Annotated in this window: 24 protein-coding genes and 1 tRNA gene; 8 read left to right on the top strand and 17 right to left on the bottom strand. The window is 69.8% G+C overall.

What is annotated here, in order from left to right:
• Window positions 1–95 precede the first annotated feature (95 nt).
• From Cco03nite_RS30705 to Cco03nite_RS30655, 11 genes are all read right to left on the bottom strand, one after another.
• A complete protein-coding gene (locus Cco03nite_RS30705; protein ID WP_203696461.1) occupies window positions 96–488 on the bottom strand; it encodes a PPOX class F420-dependent oxidoreductase in 393 nt (130 codons plus the stop codon).
• Between the two features lie 152 nt (window positions 489–640).
• Window positions 641–1,453 (bottom strand): amino acid ABC transporter ATP-binding protein, encoded by an 813-nt coding sequence (locus Cco03nite_RS30700; RefSeq protein WP_275412089.1) that lies wholly within the window; start codon window positions 1,451–1,453, stop codon window positions 641–643.
• Window positions 1,454–1,490: 37 nt separating this feature from the next.
• A complete protein-coding gene (locus tag Cco03nite_RS30695) occupies window positions 1,491–2,468 on the bottom strand; it encodes an amino acid ABC transporter permease (RefSeq protein WP_203696459.1) in 978 nt (325 codons plus the stop codon).
• A gap of 3 nt (window positions 2,469–2,471) precedes the next feature.
• Entirely contained in the window at window positions 2,472–3,221 is a 750-nt protein-coding gene (locus tag Cco03nite_RS30690) for an ABC transporter substrate-binding protein (RefSeq protein WP_239167791.1), read from the bottom strand.
• 382 nt (window positions 3,222–3,603) lie between these two features.
• Window positions 3,604–4,314, bottom strand: coding sequence for an ABC transporter ATP-binding protein (locus Cco03nite_RS30685; protein WP_203696455.1), 711 nt, complete (start codon window positions 4,312–4,314; stop codon window positions 3,604–3,606).
• The gene (locus Cco03nite_RS30680) at window positions 4,304–5,083 is read right to left on the bottom strand and encodes an ABC transporter ATP-binding protein (protein WP_203696453.1); all 780 of its coding nucleotides are present in this window, start codon (window positions 5,081–5,083) and stop codon (window positions 4,304–4,306) included. Before Cco03nite_RS30680 ends, Cco03nite_RS30685 begins: the two co-directional genes overlap by 11 nt.
• Complete coding sequence (locus Cco03nite_RS30675; protein WP_203696451.1) at window positions 5,076–6,278, bottom strand: branched-chain amino acid ABC transporter permease; 1,203 nt, start codon at window positions 6,276–6,278, stop codon at window positions 5,076–5,078. The genes Cco03nite_RS30680 and Cco03nite_RS30675 overlap by 8 nt, the downstream gene beginning before the upstream one ends.
• A complete protein-coding gene (locus Cco03nite_RS30670) occupies window positions 6,275–7,225 on the bottom strand; it encodes a branched-chain amino acid ABC transporter permease (RefSeq protein ID WP_203696449.1) in 951 nt (316 codons plus the stop codon). Before Cco03nite_RS30670 ends, Cco03nite_RS30675 begins: the two co-directional genes overlap by 4 nt.
• Window positions 7,226–7,326: 101 nt before the next feature.
• A complete protein-coding gene (locus Cco03nite_RS30665; protein WP_203696448.1) occupies window positions 7,327–8,490 on the bottom strand; it encodes a branched-chain amino acid ABC transporter substrate-binding protein in 1,164 nt (387 codons plus the stop codon).
• A 200-nt stretch (window positions 8,491–8,690) separates the two neighbouring features.
• Window positions 8,691–9,860 carry a hypothetical protein gene (locus Cco03nite_RS30660; RefSeq protein ID WP_203696446.1) on the bottom strand — a complete coding sequence of 390 codons (1,170 nt, stop codon included), beginning with the start codon at window positions 9,858–9,860 and terminating at the stop codon, window positions 8,691–8,693.
• Window positions 9,861–9,925: 65 nt separating this feature from the next.
• Window positions 9,926–10,537, bottom strand: coding sequence for an ANTAR domain-containing response regulator (locus Cco03nite_RS30655; RefSeq protein WP_155374664.1), 612 nt, complete (start codon window positions 10,535–10,537; stop codon window positions 9,926–9,928).
• Window positions 10,538–10,613: 76 nt separating this feature from the next.
• On the opposite strand from Cco03nite_RS30655, the gene Cco03nite_RS30650 reads away from it, so the two are divergent.
• Together Cco03nite_RS30650 and Cco03nite_RS30645 are read left to right on the top strand one after the other, a co-directional pair.
• Window positions 10,614–10,700 (top strand) — tRNA-Leu (locus Cco03nite_RS30650).
• A gap of 25 nt (window positions 10,701–10,725) precedes the next feature.
• The gene (locus Cco03nite_RS30645; protein WP_203696444.1) at window positions 10,726–11,475 is read left to right on the top strand and encodes a transcriptional regulator; all 750 of its coding nucleotides are present in this window, start codon (window positions 10,726–10,728) and stop codon (window positions 11,473–11,475) included.
• A gap of 181 nt (window positions 11,476–11,656) precedes the next feature.
• On the opposite strand, the gene Cco03nite_RS30640 is transcribed toward Cco03nite_RS30645, so the two are convergent.
• The 6 genes from Cco03nite_RS30640 to Cco03nite_RS30615 form a co-directional block, all read right to left on the bottom strand.
• Entirely contained in the window at window positions 11,657–12,559 is a 903-nt protein-coding gene (locus Cco03nite_RS30640) for a sulfite exporter TauE/SafE family protein (protein WP_203696442.1), read from the bottom strand.
• A 116-nt stretch (window positions 12,560–12,675) separates the two neighbouring features.
• Window positions 12,676–13,113, bottom strand: a complete 438-nt coding sequence (locus Cco03nite_RS30635; RefSeq protein ID WP_203696440.1) for an RrF2 family transcriptional regulator — start codon at window positions 13,111–13,113, stop codon at window positions 12,676–12,678.
• A 183-nt stretch (window positions 13,114–13,296) separates the two neighbouring features.
• On the bottom strand, window positions 13,297–14,175 hold the full coding sequence (locus tag Cco03nite_RS30630; RefSeq protein ID WP_203696438.1) for an acyl-CoA thioesterase: 879 nt from the start codon (window positions 14,173–14,175) through the stop codon (window positions 13,297–13,299).
• A 49-nt stretch (window positions 14,176–14,224) separates the two neighbouring features.
• On the bottom strand, window positions 14,225–15,682 hold the full coding sequence (pyk, locus tag Cco03nite_RS30625; RefSeq protein ID WP_203696436.1) for a pyruvate kinase: 1,458 nt from the start codon (window positions 15,680–15,682) through the stop codon (window positions 14,225–14,227).
• Between the two features lie 130 nt (window positions 15,683–15,812).
• Window positions 15,813–16,703: an LLM class flavin-dependent oxidoreductase gene (locus Cco03nite_RS30620; RefSeq protein ID WP_203696434.1), complete on the bottom strand. Its 891-nt coding sequence runs from the start codon at window positions 16,701–16,703 to the stop codon at window positions 15,813–15,815.
• 26 nt (window positions 16,704–16,729) lie between these two features.
• A complete protein-coding gene (locus Cco03nite_RS30615) occupies window positions 16,730–17,152 on the bottom strand; it encodes a helix-turn-helix domain-containing protein (protein WP_203696432.1) in 423 nt (140 codons plus the stop codon).
• A 466-nt stretch (window positions 17,153–17,618) separates the two neighbouring features.
• Here Cco03nite_RS30615 and Cco03nite_RS30610 point away from each other — a divergent pair, with 466 nt between their 5' ends.
• The 6 genes from Cco03nite_RS30610 (at window position 17,619) to Cco03nite_RS30585 (ending at window position 20,447) form a co-directional block, all read left to right on the top strand.
• Entirely contained in the window at window positions 17,619–18,248 is a 630-nt protein-coding gene (locus Cco03nite_RS30610) for a sigma-70 family RNA polymerase sigma factor (protein ID WP_373314367.1), read from the top strand.
• Window positions 18,245–18,706 (top strand): hypothetical protein, encoded by a 462-nt coding sequence (locus Cco03nite_RS30605; RefSeq protein WP_203696428.1) that lies wholly within the window; start codon window positions 18,245–18,247, stop codon window positions 18,704–18,706. The genes Cco03nite_RS30610 and Cco03nite_RS30605 overlap by 4 nt, the downstream gene beginning before the upstream one ends.
• Window positions 18,706–19,020 carry a hypothetical protein gene (locus Cco03nite_RS30600; RefSeq protein WP_203696426.1) on the top strand — a complete coding sequence of 105 codons (315 nt, stop codon included), beginning with the start codon at window positions 18,706–18,708 and terminating at the stop codon, window positions 19,018–19,020. Before Cco03nite_RS30605 ends, Cco03nite_RS30600 begins: the two co-directional genes overlap by 1 nt.
• Entirely contained in the window at window positions 19,013–19,351 is a 339-nt protein-coding gene (locus Cco03nite_RS42970) for a helix-turn-helix domain-containing protein (RefSeq protein ID WP_275412088.1), read from the top strand. The genes Cco03nite_RS30600 and Cco03nite_RS42970 overlap by 8 nt, the downstream gene beginning before the upstream one ends.
• A 12-nt stretch (window positions 19,352–19,363) precedes the next feature.
• Entirely contained in the window at window positions 19,364–19,507 is a 144-nt protein-coding gene (locus Cco03nite_RS30590; RefSeq protein ID WP_203696424.1) for a hypothetical protein, read from the top strand.
• A gap of 394 nt (window positions 19,508–19,901) precedes the next feature.
• Window positions 19,902–20,447, top strand: a complete 546-nt coding sequence (locus Cco03nite_RS30585) for a hypothetical protein (RefSeq protein ID WP_203696422.1) — start codon at window positions 19,902–19,904, stop codon at window positions 20,445–20,447.
• The last annotated feature ends 37 nt before the right edge of the window (window positions 20,448–20,484 follow it).

Raw genomic sequence — 20,484 nt, 5'->3', positions numbered from 1 at the left:
CCGCCCCGACCGCCCCGACCGCGTTGATCATGAACTTATGGCACGGCTCGACGGCGTGTCACGGCCACAACTTCATGATCGCCCAGGGAGGCGGGTCAGGCTTTGGGCGGGAGGGGTTCGGTGATGCGTACGCCGACGGTGCCCTCCGCGCCGCGGCGGATCCTGCTGCCCCACATCGTGATGCGGCCGAGGATGCCGTACTTCCTGGCCAGCAGGTGTCGCACGGCCTCGGTCTCCGGCGCGCTCAGCAGCTTCGCGCGGGCCGGGATGCTCGGGCCCTTGACCTTGCCGCGCACGTCGCAGTCGCTGATGGTGACCTTGCTGCTGCGGCGCAGCCGCTTGACCTTGCCGCTGTCGGCGACGGTCCACACGTAGATGTCGGCCCCGTCGCGCACCGCCCAGACCGGCGTCGACACGGCCCGCCCGTCCTTGCGGAACGTGGTGACCAGCAGGTAGTTCCCGAATTCGAGATCCGCGACGGTAGGCATGCGCCCACCCTAATCGCCACCCGCCGCCCCGGCGATCACCAGCCCGCCCGTCCCACCGCGGCCGTCCAGCGGAGCCGAGCCACGTCGATCATGAACTTGTGCCCACGACACGCCGCCGAACCGTGCCATAGGTTCATGATCAACGCGCTCGGTTAGAGGACCTTGCTGAGGAAGTCGCGGGTGCGGGGGTGTTGGGGGGTGGTGAGGACCTGGCGGGGCGGGCCGGATTCGACGACGACGCCGCCGTCCATGAAGATGAGCTGGTCGCCCACCTCGCGGGCGAAGCCGATCTCGTGGGTGACCACGACCATGGTCATGCCGGAGCGGGCCAGGTCCTTCATCGCGTCGAGGACGTCGCCGACGAGTTCGGGGTCCAGGGCGCTGGTGGGCTCGTCGAACAGCATCAGTTTGGGGTCCATGGCCAGGGCGCGGGCGATCGCGACGCGCTGCTGCTGGCCGCCGGACAGCTGGGACGGGTAGTTCAGCGCCTTGTCGGCCAGGCCGACCCGGTCGAGCAGCTCCATGCCGCGGCGGCGGGCGTCGGCCTTGTTCTGCCCCTTGACCATCGTCGGGGCCTCGATCACGTTCTCCAGCGCGCACATGTGCGGGAACAGGTTGAACCGCTGGAACACCATGCCGATCTCGCGGCGCTGCGCGGCGACGGCCTTGTCGTGCAGCTCGTGGAGCTTGTCGCCCTTCTGCTGGTAGCCGACGAGCCTGCCGTCGACCCAGATCCGCCCGGCGTCGATCTTCTCCAGGTGGTTGATGCAGCGCAGGAACGTCGACTTGCCCGAGCCGGACGGGCCCAGCACCACGCATACGTTGCCCCGCGGCACCGTGACGTCGATGCCGCGCAGCACCTTGACGTGCCCGAACGCCTTGTGCACGTTCTCGGTGCGCACCATCGGCTCGGCGCCGGCGGGGTCGTCGGGCGCGCGGTGGCGGGCGGGCTGCGGGGTGGTCATGCCGTGGCCCCGCTGTGCTCGGCTGCTTCGGAACGGCTCACGGCACCTCCGGGTTCGCCCCGTGCTCGGCGGCCAGGCCTTCGAGCTTCATCTTCGCCTTCGCCGCACGGCCGTACCCGCGCGAGAAGCGCTTCTCCAGGAAGTATTGCCCGACCAGCAGAATGCTGACCAGGACCAGGTACCAGATGATCGCCGCGACGAGCATCGGGAACACCTGGAAGGTCCGGTTGCCGATGGCCGACAGCTGGAAGAACAGCTCGGCGGTGACCGGCACCGCGATGAGCAGCGAGGTGTCCTTCAGCATCGCGATCGTCTCGTTGCCGGTCGGCGGGATGATCACGCGCATGGCCTGCGGCAGCACCACGCGGCGCAGGGCCTGCCCGCGGCTCATGCCGAGCGCGGTGGCCGCCTCGTCCTGGCCCGGGTCGACCGACAGCATGCCGGCGCGCACGATCTCGGCCATGTACGCGGCCTCGGACAGCGCCAGGCCGAGCACGCCGACCCAGAACCCGACGAGCAGCTCGCGGGTCTCGATGCCGAACAGCCGCCAGTGCGCGTTCTCCAGCCCGAACAGCTTGCCGAGGTACGTGTCGAACGGGACGCCGATCTCCAGCCGCGGCCAGAGGATGCCCAGGTTGCCCATGACGATCAGCAGCACGTACCGGGGCACGGCCCGGAAGAACCAGGTGTACGCCCACGAGGTGCCGCGCAGGATCGGGTTGTCCGACAGCCGGGCGACCGCGACGACGATGCCCAGCACCACGCCGATGATCATCGCGAGGACGGTGATGGTGACGGTGCCGACCAGTCCCCGGATCACCGGCGGCGTGAACATGTTCTGGAACATGAACGGCCAGTTGAAGGCCTTGTTCGTGACCAGCAGGTGCACGAACATCGCCGCCAGCACCGCGATCACGGCGATCGCGACCCACCGCCCCGGGTGCCGGACCGGGATGGCCTTGATCGGTTCGGCTTCCCGCGGCACCGGGCTCGCCGACGTGTCCGGGGCGGTCATGGTCTACGGGTTGATCTGCGCGCTGGGCACGGCGCCCGCCTGCACGCCCCAGTTGCTGAGGATCTTCTCGTACGTCCCGTTCTTGATCAGCTCGTCGACCGCGCCCTGCAGCGCCTTGGCGAACTCCGCCTGGTTGTTGCTGACCACGTAGCCGTACGGGGCCGAGTCGTAGATGCCGCCGAGCAGCTCCAGCTGGCCGTTGGACTGCTTGACCGCGTACGCCGCGACTGGCGAGTCGGCGAGCATGGCGTCGTCCTTGCCGGACACCACCGAGCTGGCGACCTGGTCCTGACCCGCGTACGGCTGGATGGTCACGGCGGGCTTGCCCGCGGCGACGCACGCCTCGGAGCGCTTGGTGATGTCCTCGAACTGGACCGTGTCCTTCTGCACCGCGATGCGCTTGCCGCACGGGTCGTCGGGGTTGATCCCGGCCGGGTTGCCGGTCTTGGTCGCCCACTGGGTGCCGGCGCTGAAGTAGGTGACCATCTGGGCCTGCTTCTTGCGCTCGTCGTTGACGGTGAACGAGGAGACGCCGACCTCGTACTTGCCGGACCCGACACCCGGGATGATGTCGCCGAAGGTGGCCGGCTGGAACTCGGCGGTCAGCCCGAGGGTCTGCGCGACGGCCTTGAACAGGTCCACGTCGAACCCGACCACGGTGGACCCGTCCGGGGCGAGGAACTCGTTCGGGGCGTACGTCGCGTCGACGCCCACCAGGATCTTCCCGTCAGCCTTGATCGCGTCCGGCACCATAGCCGCCAGCGTCGGATTCACCGACACACTGGGCGCGGCACTAGGGGATCCGGCCGGCTCACCCCCGCCGCCACAACCGCCCGCGGCCAGCGCGATCGCTATCACCCCGACCGGAATCAGCGTCTTGAGCACGTCCATCCCCTTTGCGCACCGTGTGATGATTCACGGTAACCCAAAGCAAGCAACCACCCGCCCCAAATCCCCACCGACGCGGCCCTTCACGAAGATCCCGACGATCTTGCGCGAACTGTTGCCTTTTCGCGACGTCTGCCCGTGTCGTACCCACAGTTCGCGCAAGATCGTCGGCAACGGGGACGGCCCCGGTGCGGACCTGTGGGGTCCGGGCCGGGGCCGTCGGGGTGTTGCGAGGGTGGGGAGGGAGTTAGGCGACGCCGAGGTAGGCGGCTTTGACTGCCGGGTCGTGCAGCAGGTCGGCGCCCGTGCCCTCCTTGACGATGTTGCCGGTCTCCAGGACGTACGCGCGGTGGGCGCGGGAGAGGGCCTGCTGGGCGTTCTGCTCCACCAGGAGCACCGTGGTGCCCTGCTGGTTGATCTCCGTGATGATCGTGAAGATCTGCTGGATGATCATCGGAGCGAGACCCATCGACGGCTCGTCGAGCAGGAGCAGCTTCGGGCGGGCCATCAGCGCGCGGCCCACGGCGAGCATCTGCTGCTCGCCGCCGGACAGCGTGCCGCCGGCCTGCTTGCGCCGCTCCAGCAGGCGCGGGAACAGGCCGAAGACCCGCTCCATGTCCTGCGCGATCGCCGCGTGGTCGCGCCGGATGTACGCGCCCATCTCCAGGTTCTCCTGCACCGTCATACCCGGGAACACGCCCCGGCCCTCCGGCGCCTGGCAGATGCCGCGAGCCACCCGCAGGTCCGCCCGGACCTTGCTGATGTCCTCGCCGTTGAACCGGATCGCGCCCCGCGAGACCGCCCGCAGGCCGGAGATGGCCCGCATGATGGTCGACTTGCCGGCGCCGTTCGCGCCGATCAGCGCGACGATCTCGCCCTCGTTGACGTGCAGGCTGATGCCGTGCAGCGCCTGGATCCGCCCGTAGTGCAGCGTGATGTCATCGATCTCAAGCAGCATCGGGAACTCCCAGGTACGCCGCGACCACCTTCGGGTTGTCCCGCACTTCCTCGGGAGTACCCTCAGCGATCTTCCTGCCGAACTCGAGCACGACGATCCGGTCCGTCACACCCATGACCAGCCGCATGTCGTGCTCGATGAGCAGCACGGTCACGCCCGAGTCACGGATCTTCTTGATCAGCTCGAGCAGCGCCACCTTCTCCGCCGGGTTGAAGCCGGCGGCCGGCTCGTCCAGGCACAGCAGCGCGGGGTTGGTGGCCAGCGCGCGGGCGATCTCCAGCCGCCGCTGGTCACCGTAGGACAGGTTGCGGGCCAGGTCGTCGCTGCGACCCGTGATGCCCACGAAGTCGAGCAGCTCCAGCGCCCGCGCCTTGCTCTGCCGCTCCTCGCGCCAGTGCTTGGGCAGCCGCAGCAGCGCCGTCGGCACGCTGGTGCTGTTGTGCGCGTCCGCGCCGACCAGCACGTTCTCCAGCGCCGTCATCTCCGGGAAGAGACGGATGTTCTGGAACGTGCGAGCCATGCCCATCTTCGTGATCTTGTTGCGCTTCTTACCGCTGACCTGCTCGCCCTTGAACCGGATCTGGCCCTCGGTCGGCAGGTACACGCCCGTCATCGCATTGAAGCAGGTGGTCTTGCCGGCGCCGTTCGGGCCGATCAGGCCGAGGATCTCGCCCTCGTAGAGGGTGAAGTCGACCTGGTTCAGCGCCACCACGCCGCCGAAGCGCAGCGTGACGTTGTCGACCTCCAGCAGAGCTTTACGCTCACTCAACGGGGGCCACCTCCTTCTGCCGGTCCTTGAGCTCCGCCGCGCGGCGGCGGTTGGGCCACAGGCCCTGGGGGCGGTAGATCATCACGACGATCAGCAGCGCGCCGAAGATCACGAACCGCAGCGACGTCGGGCTGACGTCGATGTGGATGCCCGCGATCTCCACCTGCGTCGGCCAGCCGAACACGTCACCGACCGAGCGCAGCCACTCCGGCAGGTAGATGACGATGAAGCCGCCCAGGATCGCGCCGCCGATGCTGCCCGCACCGCCCAGCAGCACCGCCGCCAGCACCAGGATCGAGTTCTCCAGGCTGAACGTGTTCGAGTTGACGAAGTTCGCCTGACCCGCCCACAGCGAACCGGACAGGCCGCCGATCGCCGCACCGATCGCGAACGCCCACAGCTTGAACTTGAACGTCGGCACGCCCATCAGCTCGGCCGCGTCCTCGTCCTCGCGGATGGCCACCCACGCCCGGCCCACCCGGCTGTTGGCCAGGTTCCGGATCAGGAAGATGACCGCGATGATCACCGTCAGCACGAGCCAGTAGTACGGCGTGAACTCCAGGTCGAAGATCGCCTCGCCGTCCGGCCAGGTGCCCGGCGGGTGCCCGACGCTCGGGATGCCCCGGTCGCCGTTGAGGATCCAGTCCTGGTTCTTCGCCACGATCCGGATGATCTCGGCGAAGCCCAGCGTCACGATCGCCAGGTAGTCACCGCGCAACCGCAGCGTCGGCCAGCCCAGCAGCACACCCGACAGCATCGCCAGCGCGATCGCGATCGGCACCGTCACCAGCCACGGCCACGGGCTCTCCAGCCAGTTGTACTCCGTGATCAGCTTGCTCTCCGGCGACGTCAGCAGCGCCACCGTGTAGGCGCCCACCGCGAAGAAGCCGAAGAAGCCCAGGTCGAGCAGACCCGCGTAACCGAGCACCACGTTCAGGCCCAGCGCCAGCAGGATGTAGTACCCGCACTGGAACAGCACACCGGCCATGTCCGAGCCGGTCGTGTAGAACGGCAGGTAACCGCTGCCCACCGGGATCGGGAAGCCCAGGTTCTCGTAGAACGCCTTCGTCGGCAGCAGGTACAGCAGCACCACGAAGACCACCATCGCGGCGATCCGCGCCGGCTTGGGCAGATCCTGGAAGCGGTCCCGCAGGTTCAGCTTCCAGCGCTGCTTCTTGACAGTCTCGGTCGTCATGCGCGGGCCCTCCCCAGCGATTCTCCCAGCAGACCGGTGGGGCGGAACATCAGCAGGACGAGCAGCACCACGAACGCGATGACGTTGGTCCAGTTCGAGCCGAACAGCGCCGCGCCGTACGACTCGACCAGGCCCAGCAGCAGACCGCCGACCAGCGCGCCGCGCAGGTTGCCGATACCGCCGAGCACCGCGGCGGAGAACGCCTTCAGACCGATCAGGAAGCCCACGTTGAACCGCGTGTTGCCCTGCTTCATGCTGTAGAACACCGCGGCGACGCCGGCCAGCAGGCCGCCGAGCAGGAACACGAGCGCGATCACGCGCCCCTTGTTCACACCCATCAGGGCGGCGGTGTCGGCGTCCTGCGCGACGGCGCGGATACCCCGGCCGAAGCGGGTCTTGGCCACGAACCAGTCCAGGCCGAACATCACGGCGAGCGCGACCACGAAGGTCATCAGCTGCAGCGGGTAGACCGTCCAGCCGCCGGCGGAGAACAGCGGCTCACCCGGCAGCAGGCCCGGGATGCCCTGCTGGCGGCGCTCGGTGAACGCGCCCATCAGCTCGGCGAGCACGAACGACGCGCCGATGGCGCTGATCAGAAAGACAAGGGGTGGGGCGTTGCGCTTACGCAGCGGCCGGTAGGCCACCGCCTCGACCGCCATCGCCACACCACCGGAGAACAGTGAGGCGACCACCAGCGAGACGAGGATCAGCAACAGTGCGGTGCCCAGGTCCGGGCGGGTGGAGTTGCTGTCGTAGCCCATGATCCCCCAGGTCCACAGCGCGGCGAAGGTGCCGAACATGAAGACCTCGGAGTGGGCGAAGTTGATCAGGCGCAGGACGCCGTAGACCAGGGTGTATCCGAGCGCCACCAGCGCGTAGATCGACCCTTGGGCCAATCCGGTGGTCGTCAGATCAGGGAAACCCTGGATCAGGTCATCGAAATTCACGGGGGCTCCCGAAAGGGTTCTGAAAAGCCGGGTGCGGCCGGAAGGGGGAACCTCCGGCCGCACCGGGTATCAACTGCGAAACACTTGCCGATCGGGAAAGATCAGCTCTTCGGGAGCTGCTGCGGGTTCGCCCACGCGCCGTCCTTGGCGACGAACGCCCAGATCGACACCTGCGCCGGGTCCAGCTCGCCGTTGGCCTCCCACTTGTAGGTCACACCGGTGGCGGTGCCGACCCCGTTGTAGGTGCCCAGGAACGCCTGCATGTCGGCGCGCGTGGTCTTGCCGGCCTTGAAGCCCTCGAGGAAGACCTTCGTCAGGTCGTACGCGACGTCGGCGTACACGCCCGGGTCGGTGCCGAACTTGGCCTTGAAGTCGGCCACGAAGTTGCCCTTGGCCGCGGTGGCCGGGCCGCACGGGCAGGTCACGACCGCGCCCTCGACGTCAGCCTTGCCGGTAACGCTCAGCATGTTGGCGTCGTAGAGGCCGTCGCCACCGATGAAGGTGCCCTTGTAGCCACCGGCACGCAGCTGCTTCAGGAACGGGGCGGCCTCCGGGGTGTAACCACCGTAGAACACCGCGGTCGCGCCGCTGTTCTTGACGGCCGTCACGACCGGGCCGAACTCGACCTGCTTCTCGGTGACCTTGTCCTTGCCGACGACGGCGGCGCCGAGGATCTTCTCGACCTCGTCACGCAGGCCGGTGCCGTACGCGGACTGGTCGTCGACGAGGAAGACCTTCTCCGCCTTGGCGACGTCCTTCAGGTAACGGCCGATGGCCGGGCCCTGCGACAGGTCGTTGCCGACGCCGCGGTGGAAGATCTTCCAGCCCTTGCCGCTCAGGCTCGGCCGGGTGGCCGACTGGGTGATGATCGGCATGCCGGCCTTGTCGAAGATCGGGTTGGCGACCTCGGACTCACCCGAGAACGCCGGGCCGACGATGCCGATGATCTTCTCGTCCGCGACGGCGGCGGTCGCCAGCGGGGCGGCCTTGTCGCCGGAGCCCTGCGAGTCGAACGGCACCAGGGTGACGTTGGCACCCGGGTTGGCGGCGTTGTACTCGGCGATCGCGAGCTCAGCGCCGTTCTTGCCCGGGGTCACGAGACCAGCGGCGTCACCGGTGAGGGCGCCGAAGAAACCGATCTTCAGACCCGAGACCGTCGAGCCACCAGGCGTCGTCGGCTCTTCCTTCTTGCATGCGGCGGCGCCACCGGCGACGAGCGCCAGAATGGCGACGCCTCCGAGCACCCGCGCGAGTCGTTGCCTCAAGGCTAGAACCCTCCTCCATCCGAGATCCGGACCCGTCGCCGCGACTGTGCGGGCAGCAGGACCGGAACAGATCGTGAACCACGATCTGGCCAGGGACGTTATACGACTCACACCCGGATCGGTAAGAGCTCGCCTAAGGGTTGACCCAACCGTTACGTGAGCAGCACCATTCGGGCGTACCCCCCGGTGACCTGCGAGTATCATGCGTGCTTCGGCGGCAGGTCCATGATCCACACGTGCGCTCCGGAACCGTCGTCACCCAACGCCAGAACCCGCCGGCCCGCCCCGGCGACCCCCGCGGCGCTCACCCCGGCCGCGGACAGCGGAGCCGGCGTAGCGACCCCGACCCAGCCCTGTTCCGGTGACATGAGCCACAATCGGTACATCTCGCCATCCGAGACGGCAGCCAGCAGACCCCCGTCCGTCACCGCGAGCTCCGCCACCCACGCCACCGGCCCCGGCCGCGTCGAACCGAACACCCCGGCATCGGCCCACCCGCCGTCCACCAGCCGCCACGCCCCGAACCGCGCCCCGCGCAACCCCACCGCGTACGGCGTGCCCGCCACCACGGCCACCCGGTCGAACTCCTCATACTCCGGCGACGCCGGCGCGGGCACGCGCGACCAGCGCTCGCCGTCCGGCGACAGCCACGCCAGCGCGTCCCGGTCGATCCGGTCCGCGGGGCTCAGCGCCCCCACCATCAGCCAGCCGTCCGGCACGGGCGTCACGTCGTACGCCATCGTCTCGCCGCGCGCGTCGCCCGCCAGCTCCGGCACGCCCTCGCGGAGGCCGAACTCGGCCGCGTCCGGCGACAGCCACACCGCCGCCCCCGCCAGCCGGTTGCCCGCGATCGCCCAGCCCCGCGGGCCGCCCGCCAGCCGGGCCACGTTCACCGCATCCGGGCCGCCGTACAGCTGGAAGCCGGCGATCACCTCGTGCATCGGGCCGTCCGGGCCGCCGTACCACTGGGTCACCCGGGGATTGCCGTGCGCTCCCCCGCTGCGCGCTCCCAGCATCGCGATCCGGTCACCCCGGCAGCCCAGCGCGTAGATCACGGCCCGCAGGCCGTAGTGAGTGGTGCCCAGGAACTCCAGCGACCGCCAGCGCTCCCCGTCCGGGCTGGTCCACGCCACCGGCCGGGTCATCCCGTCAGCGTCGGCGAGCGCACCCGTCACGTACCACCGGCCGCCGCACACCGTCGCGTCACGCAGCACCAGTCGGCCCGCCGGGCCTGGCGGCATGGGCAGCGCCAACTCGCGCCACTGCGGGCGGAGCACGACCTCGGGCGGCGGGGACGTCCCGGCCGGGGTGCACCCGCCGAGGAGAGCGACCAGGAGTGTCAGCGCGACGAAGCCACGACCGGACGGCATCGACCGATCGTAGGCCCGCCGCCGCGACCGTGGGGACCCCGGCCGCGGCGCGCGCACATGAGCTGCTACTCGGCGGACTCGGCCGCCGCCGCCTCGACGATGATGCGCTCGGCCACCTCGCGCATCGTCAGGCGGTGGTCCATCGCGGTGCGCTGGATCCACTTGAACGCCTGCGGCTCGTTCATGCCGTACTGCGTCATCAGCGCGCCCTTGGCCCGCTCCACGGCCTTGCGGGTCTCCAGCCGGTCGTTCAGCCCGGCGACCTCGGCCTCCAGGGCCGCCACCTCGGCGAACCGGGACAGCGCGATCTCGATCGCGGGCACCAGGTCACTCTGCTGGAACGGCTTGACGAGGTAGGCCATCGCGCCCGCGGCACGGGCCCGCTCGACCAGGTCACGCTGGCTGAACGCGGTCAGGATGATCACCGGGGCGATGCGCGCGCCGGCGATCCGCTCCGCGGCCGCCAGACCGTCCATGATCGGCATCTTGATGTCCAGGATGCAGAGGTCGGGGTGCAGCTCCTCGGCCAGCTTCACCGCGGTCTCGCCGTCACCGGCCTCGCCGACCACGTCGTAGCCCTCCTCGCCGAGCATCTCGGCCAGGTCCAGCCTGATCAGCGCCTCATCCTCCGCGATCAGCACACGCTTACGCGCGACACCAGCCTGCTTCTCGGTCACCGGAACCACAACCCCCACACACCACGAATGCCGTTTGCCTACCCGGCAGCCTAGTCGGGTACAGTGACGCAAGCTCGCCGGGATGGCGCAACAGGCTGACGCGATCGCCTCAAAAGCGATTGTCCGAAAGGGCATGCGGGTTCGAATCCCGTTCCCGGCACCAGTGTCGTACAGACGTTCGATAATCGATGGCTGTGCGCCCCCTCGCCGTTCGCCGTCAGGCACAGTTCGAACACCGCAACGGGTCGTCGATCTCCTCGATCGCAGCCCGCCTCGGCCTGCCCTACCAGACGGTGCGCACGTGGTGCCGCCATGAAGGCGCACCGGACAGCCGATTCACCGAGGATCGGTGCTTCCGATGCCGCCCGGCCACGCCCGCCGACCATGCGCAGTACGCCTATCTGCTGGGCGCCTACCTCGGCGACGGTCACCTGGTCACCTCCGCGAAGGTCCCGGTGCTGCGGATCTCCTGCACCGAGGTCTACCCGGACCTCATGGACCAGACAGAAAGAGCGATGCTCGCCACACTCGCCAATCGCGTCCAGCGCATCCGACAAAAGGGATGCGTGAACCTGCAGAGCTACTCGAAACACTGGCCGTGCCTTTTCCCCCAAGCCGGCCCGGGAAAGAAGCACGAGCGCAAGATCGAGCTCGAGCCCTGGCAGCGGGCCACCGTCCTCGACCACCCAGGGGCGTTCGTACGAGGCCTGTTTCATTCCGACGGGTGCCGGGCCGTCAACCGGATCACCAAAGCCGGCCGGACCTACGAGTATCCGCGCTACCTGTTCGCCAACGAGTCCGCGGACATCCTCGCGCTCTGCGGCTGGGCGCTGGACCTGCTCGGCGTCGCGTGGCGGCTGAACCGCCGCAACTCCCTGTCCGTCGCCCGCCGCGACGCCGTCGCCCTGCTCGACCGGCACGTCGGACCGAAGTCCTGACCGCTGCCCGACGGCCGCCGCCGCTGCCCGACCGTCACCGGCACACCGGCGGCCATCGCCGCGTGGCAGCCGGCACCACCTCTCCACCATCCTAGGAATCCAGTTCACGCCCTTCGGCCGACAGACCACAGCCCTCGACCGGGGAACCGGCCGAGGGCTGTGGTCAGGTGCCATGTCCGGATCAGCCGGCGGGCACGAGCTCCGGCTCGGCGGTGACTGCGGCCTGCGTCGCACGGGTACGCCGCCAGGCGCCCACCGCGAAGCTGATCGCCACCGCCCAGAGCACGACGACCAGCGGGTACGCGTACGGCCCGAGGTCGGGCTCGACCTTGAACACCCGCAGCAGGCTGCGCGTGTTGACGAGCACGATGAGCCCGCCGACGAACGCGCCGAGCAGCTGCGCGGGCACGTGGCGGACCAGCCAGGCGGCGATCGGCGCGGCGATGACGCCGCCGACCAGCAGTGCGGCGACGGTCGGCAGCACGAAGCCTTCGGAGCCGAGCCCGAGCAGGAAACCGATGCTGGCCGCGCCGGCGACGAGGAACTCGGACGTGCCGACGGACCCGATCACCTTGCGGGGTTCCATGCTGCCGGAGGCGAGCAGTGTCGGGGTGGCGACGGGGCCCCAGCCTCCGCCGCCGGTGGCGTCGATGAAGCCGGCGAACAGGCCGAGCGGGGCGAGGAAGCGGCGCGGGAGCGCGCGGGGGCGGGTGGGCCGCAGCGGGCGGGCGAAGCGGATGAGCAGGTAGACGCCGAGCGCGAAGAGGATGCCTGCGGTCCACGGGATGGCGGATTCGGTGGAGATGCTGCTGAGCACGGTGGCTCCGGCGAAGGCTCCCACGGCTCCGGGCAGGGCGATGTTGCGTACGACGCGCCAGTCGACGTTGCCGAAGCGCCAGTGCGAGATGCCGGAGGCGAGGGTGGTGCCGACCTCGGCGAGGTGCACGGAGGCGGAGGCGGTGGCCGGGGAGATGCCGGCGATGAGGAGCAGGGTGCTGGAGGTGACGCCGTACGCCATGCCGAGTGCTCCGTCGACGAGCTGGGCGGCGAGCCCCACCAATGCCATGACCAGCAGTTTCCGCACGGCCGTTGCCTCCTACTGATCCCAGCTTCTTGGTATTTCCGATCAGTTTAATAGGAATGGTGGAGAAGGCAAGCCCGCCTGTGAACCACTGGTGAGACGACCCTGTCCGGTATCCGTCAGGAGGCGGCGAGCGGCAGGTGGGCGGCGACCGGTTCGGGCAGCACCCCCGCGATGACGTGCGCGATGGTGACCTGGGTCAGGATGGCCCGCTCGGACTCCTCCACGGCGGTCCACACCTGCTGCAGCGCGTGCGCCGCGCCCAGCGGGGCGTCGGCCTGCGCGGCGCGCGGCGAGCCGAGCGGCCCGTCGATCACCTCGACGACCTCGACCAGGGAGATCTGCTCGGCGGGCCGGGCCAGCCAGTACCCGCCGTCCGGCCCGCGCTGGGCGAACACGACGCCGCCCCGCCGCAGCTGCAGCAGGATGCTCTCGCAGAACTTCGGCGGGATCTCCTGCGCCCGCGCGATGCGCTCAGAGGTGACCGGGCCGTCCCCGGCCGAGGCGAGCTCGATCACCGCACGAAGCGCGTAATCGACACGAGCGGACAGTCGCATGCCCCGATTATCGCCCGCCCGGATCACTCCCCCACCCGAACGAACCCCACCCCGTGACCCACTCCACCCATGATCACGACGATCTTGCGTGAACTGTTGACCTTTTGCCCGTTTCAGGCGTGTCGCACCCACAGTTCACGCAAGATCGCCGCGGCAGAGGGGGCGAGGGAGCCGAGCGAGGGGTCAGGCGCCGACGGGGCGGAGGAGGCCTTCTTGGGCGGCGGTGGCGATGTGGCGGCCGTCGCGGGTGAACATGCGGCCGGTGGCGAGGCCGCGGGAGCCGGAGGCGGAGGGGCTGGCGCAGTCGTAGAGGAACCACTCGTCGGCGCGGAACGGGCGGTGGAACCAGAGGGCGTGGTCGAGGCTGGCGCCGATGACGCCGCCGGGGCCCCAGACCTCGCCGTGGACCGACAGGACCGCGTCGAGCAGGGTCAGGTCGGACAGGTAGGTCAGGGCGCAGGCGTGCAGGAGCGGGTCGTCGGGGAGCTTGCCGTCGAGGCGCATCCAGACGCGCTGCTGGTCGTTGGCGGCGCGTTTGCCGGGGCGGACCCAGCCGGGCTCGTCGACGTAGCGCACGTCCATGGGGCGGGGCAGGATCTTCCAGATGCCCAGGCGTTCCGGGTACGGCGAGAGCCGGTCGGCCATGGTGGGCAGCTCGTCGGGGGCGGGCACGCCGACCGGGGCGGGGTCGTGGTGGTCCAGGCCTTCCTCACGCACCTGGAACGAGGCCGACATCAGGAAGATGGGCTTGCCGCGCTGCATCGCCACGGAGCGGCGGACCGAGAAGGAGCGGCCGTCGCGGATCTTCTCCACGTGGTAGTCGATCGGCTCGGCCATGTTGCCGGCGCGGACGAAGTAGCCGTGCAGCGAGTGCACGTGCCGGGACGGGTCCACGGTGCGGCCGCCGGCGACCAGCGCCTGCGCGGCGACCTGGCCGCCGTAGACGCGCGGCGGCCCGATCGGCGGGTTCTGGCCCCGGAAGACGAGTTCGTCGACCGGGGCCAGGTCCAGCAGCTCGACCAGGCTGTCCACGGCGGCCTGGCCGGTGATGGGCTCGCTCATGTCACTTCCGTTCGCGCGGGCCGAACGTTCGTTCGGCGTCGCGCTCACCCTAGCCCTGGGTCGGCTGTGCGGCCTGGGCCAGGGTCTGCGGCATCGCCAGCGAGCCGAGCTGGTGTACGCGCAGGGTGTTGGTGGAGCCGGGGGTGCCGGGCGGGCTGCCCGCGACGACCACCACGTAGTCGCCGACGCCGGCCCGGCCGAGGCTGAGCAGGCGCTCGTCGACCTGGCGGAACATGTCGTCGGTGTGGTGCACGAACGGCATCAGGAAGGTCTCCACGCCCCAGGCGAGCGCGAGCTGGTCGCGTACCGCGGGTTCGGGGGTGAAGGCCAGCAGCGGCAGTTCGCAGTGCAGCCGGGCGAGCCGGTGCACGGTGTCGCCGGTGACGGTGAACGCGACCAGGGCCTTGGCGCCGACGGCGCGGGCGATCTGGGAGGCCGCGACGGTGAGCGCGCCACCGCGGGTCCGCGGGTCGTGCTGCAGCCGCGGCACGGAGATCTGCCCGGCCTCGGTGGTCGTGATGATCTTCGCCATGGTGCTGACGGTCAGCACCGGGTACTTGCCGACGCTGGTCTCGCCCGAGAGCATCACGGCGTCCGCGCCGTCGAGCACGGCGTTGGCGACGTCGGAGGCCTCGGCGCGGGTGGGCCGCGAGTTCTCGATCATGGAGTCGAGCATCTGCGTGGCCACGATGACCGGCTTGGCGTACTCGCGGCCGAGCTGGACGGCGCGCTTCTGCACCAGGGGGACCTGGTCGAGGGGGAGCTCGACGCCGAGGTCGCCGCGGGCGACCATGAGGCCGTCGAAGGCGTCCACGATGGCCTCGAGGTTGTCGACCGCCTCGGGCTTCTCGATCTTCGCGATGACCGGGCGGACGACGCCCACCTCGTGCATGATCGCGTGGACCAGCTTGATGTCCTCGGGCGAGCGCACGAACGACAGCGCGATGAGGTCGACGCCCAGCGCCAGCGCGAAGCGCAGGTCCTCGGCGTCCTTCTCGGACATGGCGGGCACCGACACGGCCACGTTCGGCAGCGAGACGCCCTTGTTGTTGGAGACCGGCCCGCCCTCGATGACGAGGCAGCGGATGTCCGGTCCGGTAACGCCGGTCACCTCGACGGCGACCTTGCCGTCGTCGATGAGCAGGCGGTCGCCGGTCTTGACCTCGGCCGGCAGCTTGCGGTAGGTGCAGGAGACCCGGTCGGCGGTGCCGAGAATGTCGTCGCTGGTGATGACAACACTGTCACCGGTACGCCACTCGTGGGGGCCGTCCGCGAACTTGCCAAGTCTGATCTTCGGACCTTGCAGGTCGGCCAGCGTCGCGACAGCCTTGCCGGTCGCGGCCGACACCTCACGGACCCGCAGGTAGGCCTGCTCGTGGTCGGCGTGGGAGCCGTGGCTGAAGTTCATGCGGGCGACGTCCATCCCGGCCTCGACGAGCCCGCGGAGGCGCTCGGGGGACCAGGTGGCAGGGCCGAGAGTACAGACGATCTTTGCGCGGCGTGTCACGACGGGCAAGCCTAGTCCTCTGATGTGACCTAGGTTGCAACGGGGCGTCACTGTCTCGACAAATCCCGGATACACGCGCGAGACTGAACGATCGCTCAGTCGGCGGAAACGGGACGTTCGACGCGCCCGCTCAGCCGCCGAACGCCGCCGCCACCGCGGCCGGGAGTTTCTCGTAAACGCCCTGGCCGGGGTCGAAACAGGTGCCCGGAACGGGGCGGTGCACCACGATCTCGTCGATGCCCAGCGCGGCGTAGCGGCCCGCGAAGTCGACGAACGCCTGCACCGACGCCAGCGGCCGCTCCTGCGTGAAACCGGTGAGCAGGATATGCGACAGTTCCGCCGGGTCGCGGCCCTCCGCGGCGCACGCCCGCCCCAGCCCGTCGAGCTGGCCCGCGATGATGCCCGGCAGCAGCTCAGGGTCGGTCTCGTCGCCCTTGCGGGCCGGTCCGGTGGTGATCCAGGCCTGCCCGTGCCGGGCCGCCAGCGCCAGCCCCCGCGGGCCGGTGGCGGCGATCGCGAGCGGGGCCCGGGGCCGCTGCACGCAGCCGGGCAGCATGCGTGCCTCGTACGCCGAGTAGTGCTTGCCGTGGTGGGTGGTGTCGCCGTCGGTGAGCAGCCGGTCGAGCAGCGGCACGAACTCCTCGAAGCGTTCGGTGCGCTCCGCGGTGGACCACGGCGCCTGGCCGAGCACCGCGGCGTCGAACCCGATGCCGCCCGCGCCGATGCCGACCGTGACCCGCCCGTCCGACACGTCGTCGAGCGTCATCACGTCCTTGGCCAGCGTGACCGGGTGCCGGAAGTTCGGCGAGGTGACCATGGTGCCCAGCCGCAGCCGCTCGGTGACCCCGGCCGCGGCGGTGAGCGTCGGCACCGCGCCGAACCAGGGACCGTCCCGGAACGTCCGCCAGGACAGGTGGTCGTACGTGTAGGCGGCGTGGAACCCGAGGTCCTCAGCCTCCCGCCAGACGTGGCGGCCTTCGCGCCAGGGGTACACAGGCAGGATCAACGCGGAGACTCGCATTGCACCGAGGCTAGCAGCGGGGCAGGTTACGCAGCAGCTCTGCGGGGGCGGTTGAGCATGGCGGTGATCTCGGTGCGGCGGGCGTGGCGCTGGGCCTCGCGCAGGCCGGTGAGGTACTCGACGAGTTCGGCCTTGGCCTGCGGGTCGAGGTCGGACTGCAGGATCGGGGTCAGCTCCTCGTCGGCGTCGTGGTGTGCCACGTTGGCCGCGGCCGTCAGGGCGTTGACGACGTCGTCGCCGAGCGCGTCGGCGACGCGGCGCACCGAGCCGACGGTCACCGAGTCGCCGCCGTCCCGGATCCAGTCGAAGATCGTCTGCCGGGCGATGCCCGAGTCGCGCGCGAGCTTCGCCACCGACCAGCCGGGCCGGCGGGTCATGCGACGCAGATACCGGCCCCATTCGGTGTCCGGCTGCGCCCGGTCCGCCGCTGCCGCTGATACGTCGCCCATACCTAACAGGCTACCGGGCTCATCCGATGCGTTTCCATCCCCCACACGTCGTTAACAAGCGACGCGAGTTCCGGTGATGGCCTCGGCGAAGTAAGGGTTTTGACCGGTTCACGGTCACCCATTAGAGGGTAAACGTCGTTTCCATACGTCGTTGCTTGCGTCGTGTATGGACGACGGTTATCGTGACGTCCAGCGCCAGACCGACAGATCCAGATGACGGTGCGTCGCCCGCAAACAACGTGGTCCGCGCCCGGACCGCGTCATCGTCTCGGGGTCGGCCGGCAGGCGCCGCAGCGGTACGCCGCTGCTCCCCCTCGCGGTGTGGCCGTCCAAGGCACTGGGCGGCCACACCCCGGGCCCGCCGGACCGTGAACCCCGGTCCGGCGGGCCTTTCGATGAACGATCCCCCCGCAAGAAGAGGAGCAACCTACGTGCTCATGACATGCAAGGGCCGGGTGTCGCGCGGATGAGCCCGACCGCTGTCACGACGGAAGCCCGCACCACCCTCGCCGGATCGGTGCCCGAGGAGCAGTCGTACGTATGGAACCTGGTCGAACGAGCGCAGCAGGGCGACACCGAGGCGTTCGGGAAGATCTACGCGCAGTACGCCCCCGCGGTCTTCCGCTTCATCTACTTCCGGGTCCGGCACAGCCCCACCGCCGAGGACCTGACGTCCGACACCTTCCTGCGCGCCCTCAAGCGCATCGGCAGCGTGCGCTGGCAGGGCCGGGACTTCGCGGCCTGGCTGATCACCATCGCGCGCCACATCGTGGCCGACTACTACAAGTCGGGCCGCTACCGCTTCGAGGTCAGCGGCGAGGTCCTCGACTTCGACCAGGAGGAGTTCAGCCTCGACGGCGCTCCGGACCGGGTCGCCATGGACCACGTGAACAACCTCGCGCTGCTCGCGGCGGTCAAGAAGCTCAACCCCTCGCAGCAGCGCTGCATCGCGCTGCGGTTCCTGGTGGGACTGTCCACCGCGGAGACCGCGCAGTCGATGGGCAAGAGCGAGGGCGCGGTCAAGGCGTTGCAGTGCCGCGCGGTACGCATGCTCGGCCGGCTGCTGCCCGACGGCTTCGAGGAGGGCAGGTCATGACCCTGTCCACCACCTTCCTGTCGCTGTACACGGCGGCGGTGGCCGCGGTGAGCTTCTCCGCGACGCTGTTCCTGATGCGCGACCGGCTGTCGCTGGTCGAGGAGGCGAAGCTGATCCTGGACCGGGTCGACGACACCGAGGAGCGGTGGTGGGGCCCCGAGGACGGTCCGCAGCCCGCGCGGCGGCGCACGATCGTGGCGTTCTGGCGCCACGCACTGGACCGGCGCCGGCCGGAGGGATCCCGGCGGCGACCCGCCGGACCGGCCGGCGACCCCGTCCCGGCGAGCCGGGCGACCGCGGTGGGGCAGGCCGCGCCGGTACGCCGGCCGGAGGCTGATCCCGAGGTGACGGCGTACCTCGACGCGGTGCCGCCGTACCCGGCCGTGGACTACCGGGGCAGGCACACCGCGACCGGGGCGTACCCGCAGGTCCCGTCGACCCGGCAGGCATACCTGTGATGCGAAGGGCGTGGCGGCGGTGGCTGGCCCGGCTGTGCGACCGGGAGGCCATGCGGGCCGGGGTGGAGGTGAGCGCGCTGCGCTCGGCGCTGGTGGCCGAGGCGGTGCTCGCCCGGCGCGCCGAGGAGCTGGCGCGGCGCGCCTGCCGGGAGCGCGACCGCTACCGCGGTGAGGCGGTCGCGCTGCACGCCGAGCTGGCCGCGGTGCGCGACCTCATCGGCGGCGACGAGCCCTGGTGGCCCACCTGGTCGGCCGGCCCCCGCGGACTCGCCGGCGGCGAGCAGCCCGGCACGAGGGAGCACGCCGGTGTCTGACTCCCCCACGCCCGTCCCGCGGCTGCCCGCGCACGTACGCGAGGTGGCGGTGCACGCCTGCGGTGGCGACGAGCTGACCCCGCGGCTGGTGACGGCGCTCGCCGCCGTCTACGCCGCGGGGCTGCGCGACGGGGCCGGCGTGCGCGCCGGCCGCCGCGACATGATGACCCCGGCCGAGGTGCTGGCGCTGCTGCCGGTGGACCGCAAGACCGTCAAGCGCTGGGCCGACCGCGGCCTGCTGCGCGTCACGCGCACCGCCGGCGGGCACCGCCGGTACCTGCGCGAGGACGTCGCCGCTCTGCTGGTCAAGCACGGCTGGGTGCCACGCTGAAGGAGTGGGTCGATGGCTTCGGAGCTCTATCGCCGCAGGCACGGCAGCACCAGGCTGCCGGCGATGCTGCTGCTGTTCGCCGAGGGCGTGATCTTCGGGCTGGGGGTGTTCGTCTCCTTCGGAGTGTTCACGACCATGCTCGCCCTGGTTCATTGATCAGCACAGAGTGATCGAGTACTACTCTGAGTAGCCTATTTTTGAAGGCAACTGCCCGATTCGATGTAACACCTCGTTAATGTACATCGATGTCCACTCATGTTGTCACTCATGGTGACGCGGGGGCGATCCACCCAAGAGTTGCTATATCCGCATTTTTAGACGTACGGTGCACGTGCGAATTGCAACATGCGTCTTCATTGAATCGGTGATGTCCTCAGCGCCCGGAGTCAGTACGTCCGGATGATGGCGGGTTGACCTGCAGTCCACAATTCGGCGTCGTGCGTGAATTCGCTCTGTGTTACTAGCGCAGCGCCGTCGCTGGAGGCACGCTGAGTATTCGTTCATTCGGCGCGTACGCCCGGACGCCCAGTGGTCCCGGAAGGGAAGACAGGTGATTGTCAAAGTCAAGAGCGGGGCGTTCTGGCTCTCGATCGTCGGCCTCGCTCTGGTCCTGGTACTGGCTGCATATCTCGTCGTCTGGCCGGCCGGCCAGGGGGTGAGCGAAGAGACGAGCGTGCTGGCCAGGGTGATAGCCGCGACCGCGATCGGCGTGGTGCTCATGCTCGCCGGCGCGGTGGCGCTGTCCAACCAGCACCTCGTCAACCGCCTGCACGAGGCGGAAACCCGGCAGCTGGCCCGCGACCACCAGCGCGGTGAGCACATGCGCATCGTGATCACGGCACTGAGCGACATCGTCCAGCAGCTCGCCCAGTTCAGCAAGACTTTGGAGGAGACGGCCGGGCGGGCAAGCCCCGGGGAGTCTCCGCAGCTGCACGTGCGCGAGGACCTCGGCAAGCTCAGCGCCATGGTGGAGCTGCTCCGCGAGGACCAGGAAGAGCTGTTCGAAGTGGTCACCCGGATGCAGGCCGACAACGTCACCGTCCTGCCGGTGCGCCGCAACACCGACCCGAAGACCCGCGGCCCGGCGAACCGCTAGGCCACCGGCCTGCAACGATAAGAAGGGCACCTTCTAC

Origin of the sequence: Catellatospora coxensis, assembly GCF_016862635.1 — a bacterium.
Taxonomy (GTDB): domain Bacteria; phylum Actinomycetota; class Actinomycetes; order Mycobacteriales; family Micromonosporaceae; genus Catellatospora; species Catellatospora coxensis.
The sequence above is the reverse complement of the archived record's forward strand: the minus strand, read 5'-3'. Positions and strand labels throughout refer to the sequence as shown.

Excerpts from the sequence above, each read along its gene's own strand:
- Cco03nite_RS30635 (WP_203696440.1), bottom strand. The coding sequence starts at position 13,113 with ATGCGACTGTCCGCTCGTGTCGATTACGCGCTTCGTGCGGTGATCGAG.
- Cco03nite_RS30630 (WP_203696438.1), bottom strand. The coding sequence starts at position 14,175 with ATGAGCGAGCCCATCACCGGCCAGGCCGCCGTGGACAGCCTGGTCGAG.
- Cco03nite_RS30600 (WP_203696426.1), top strand. The coding sequence starts at position 18,706 with ATGCGAAGGGCGTGGCGGCGGTGGCTGGCCCGGCTGTGCGACCGGGAG.
- Cco03nite_RS30675 (WP_203696451.1), bottom strand. The coding sequence starts at position 6,278 with ATGACGACCGAGACTGTCAAGAAGCAGCGCTGGAAGCTGAACCTGCGG.
- Cco03nite_RS30590 (WP_203696424.1), top strand. The coding sequence starts at position 19,364 with ATGGCTTCGGAGCTCTATCGCCGCAGGCACGGCAGCACCAGGCTGCCG.
- Cco03nite_RS30690 (WP_239167791.1), bottom strand. The coding sequence starts at position 3,221 with ATGGTGCCGGACGCGATCAAGGCTGACGGGAAGATCCTGGTGGGCGTC.
- Cco03nite_RS30695 (WP_203696459.1), bottom strand. The coding sequence starts at position 2,468 with ATGACCGCCCCGGACACGTCGGCGAGCCCGGTGCCGCGGGAAGCCGAA.
- Cco03nite_RS30615 (WP_203696432.1), bottom strand. The coding sequence starts at position 17,152 with ATGGGCGACGTATCAGCGGCAGCGGCGGACCGGGCGCAGCCGGACACC.
- Cco03nite_RS30685 (WP_203696455.1), bottom strand. The coding sequence starts at position 4,314 with ATGCTGCTTGAGATCGATGACATCACGCTGCACTACGGGCGGATCCAG.
- Cco03nite_RS30605 (WP_203696428.1), top strand. The coding sequence starts at position 18,245 with ATGACCCTGTCCACCACCTTCCTGTCGCTGTACACGGCGGCGGTGGCC.
- Cco03nite_RS30700 (WP_275412089.1), bottom strand. The coding sequence starts at position 1,453 with ATGACCACCCCGCAGCCCGCCCGCCACCGCGCGCCCGACGACCCCGCC.
- Cco03nite_RS30645 (WP_203696444.1), top strand. The coding sequence starts at position 10,726 with ATGGCTGTGCGCCCCCTCGCCGTTCGCCGTCAGGCACAGTTCGAACAC.
- Cco03nite_RS30705 (WP_203696461.1), bottom strand. The coding sequence starts at position 488 with ATGCCTACCGTCGCGGATCTCGAATTCGGGAACTACCTGCTGGTCACC.
- Cco03nite_RS30660 (WP_203696446.1), bottom strand. The coding sequence starts at position 9,860 with ATGCCGTCCGGTCGTGGCTTCGTCGCGCTGACACTCCTGGTCGCTCTC.
- Cco03nite_RS30620 (WP_203696434.1), bottom strand. The coding sequence starts at position 16,703 with ATGCGAGTCTCCGCGTTGATCCTGCCTGTGTACCCCTGGCGCGAAGGC.
- Cco03nite_RS30610 (WP_373314367.1), top strand. The coding sequence starts at position 17,619 with ATGAGCCCGACCGCTGTCACGACGGAAGCCCGCACCACCCTCGCCGGA.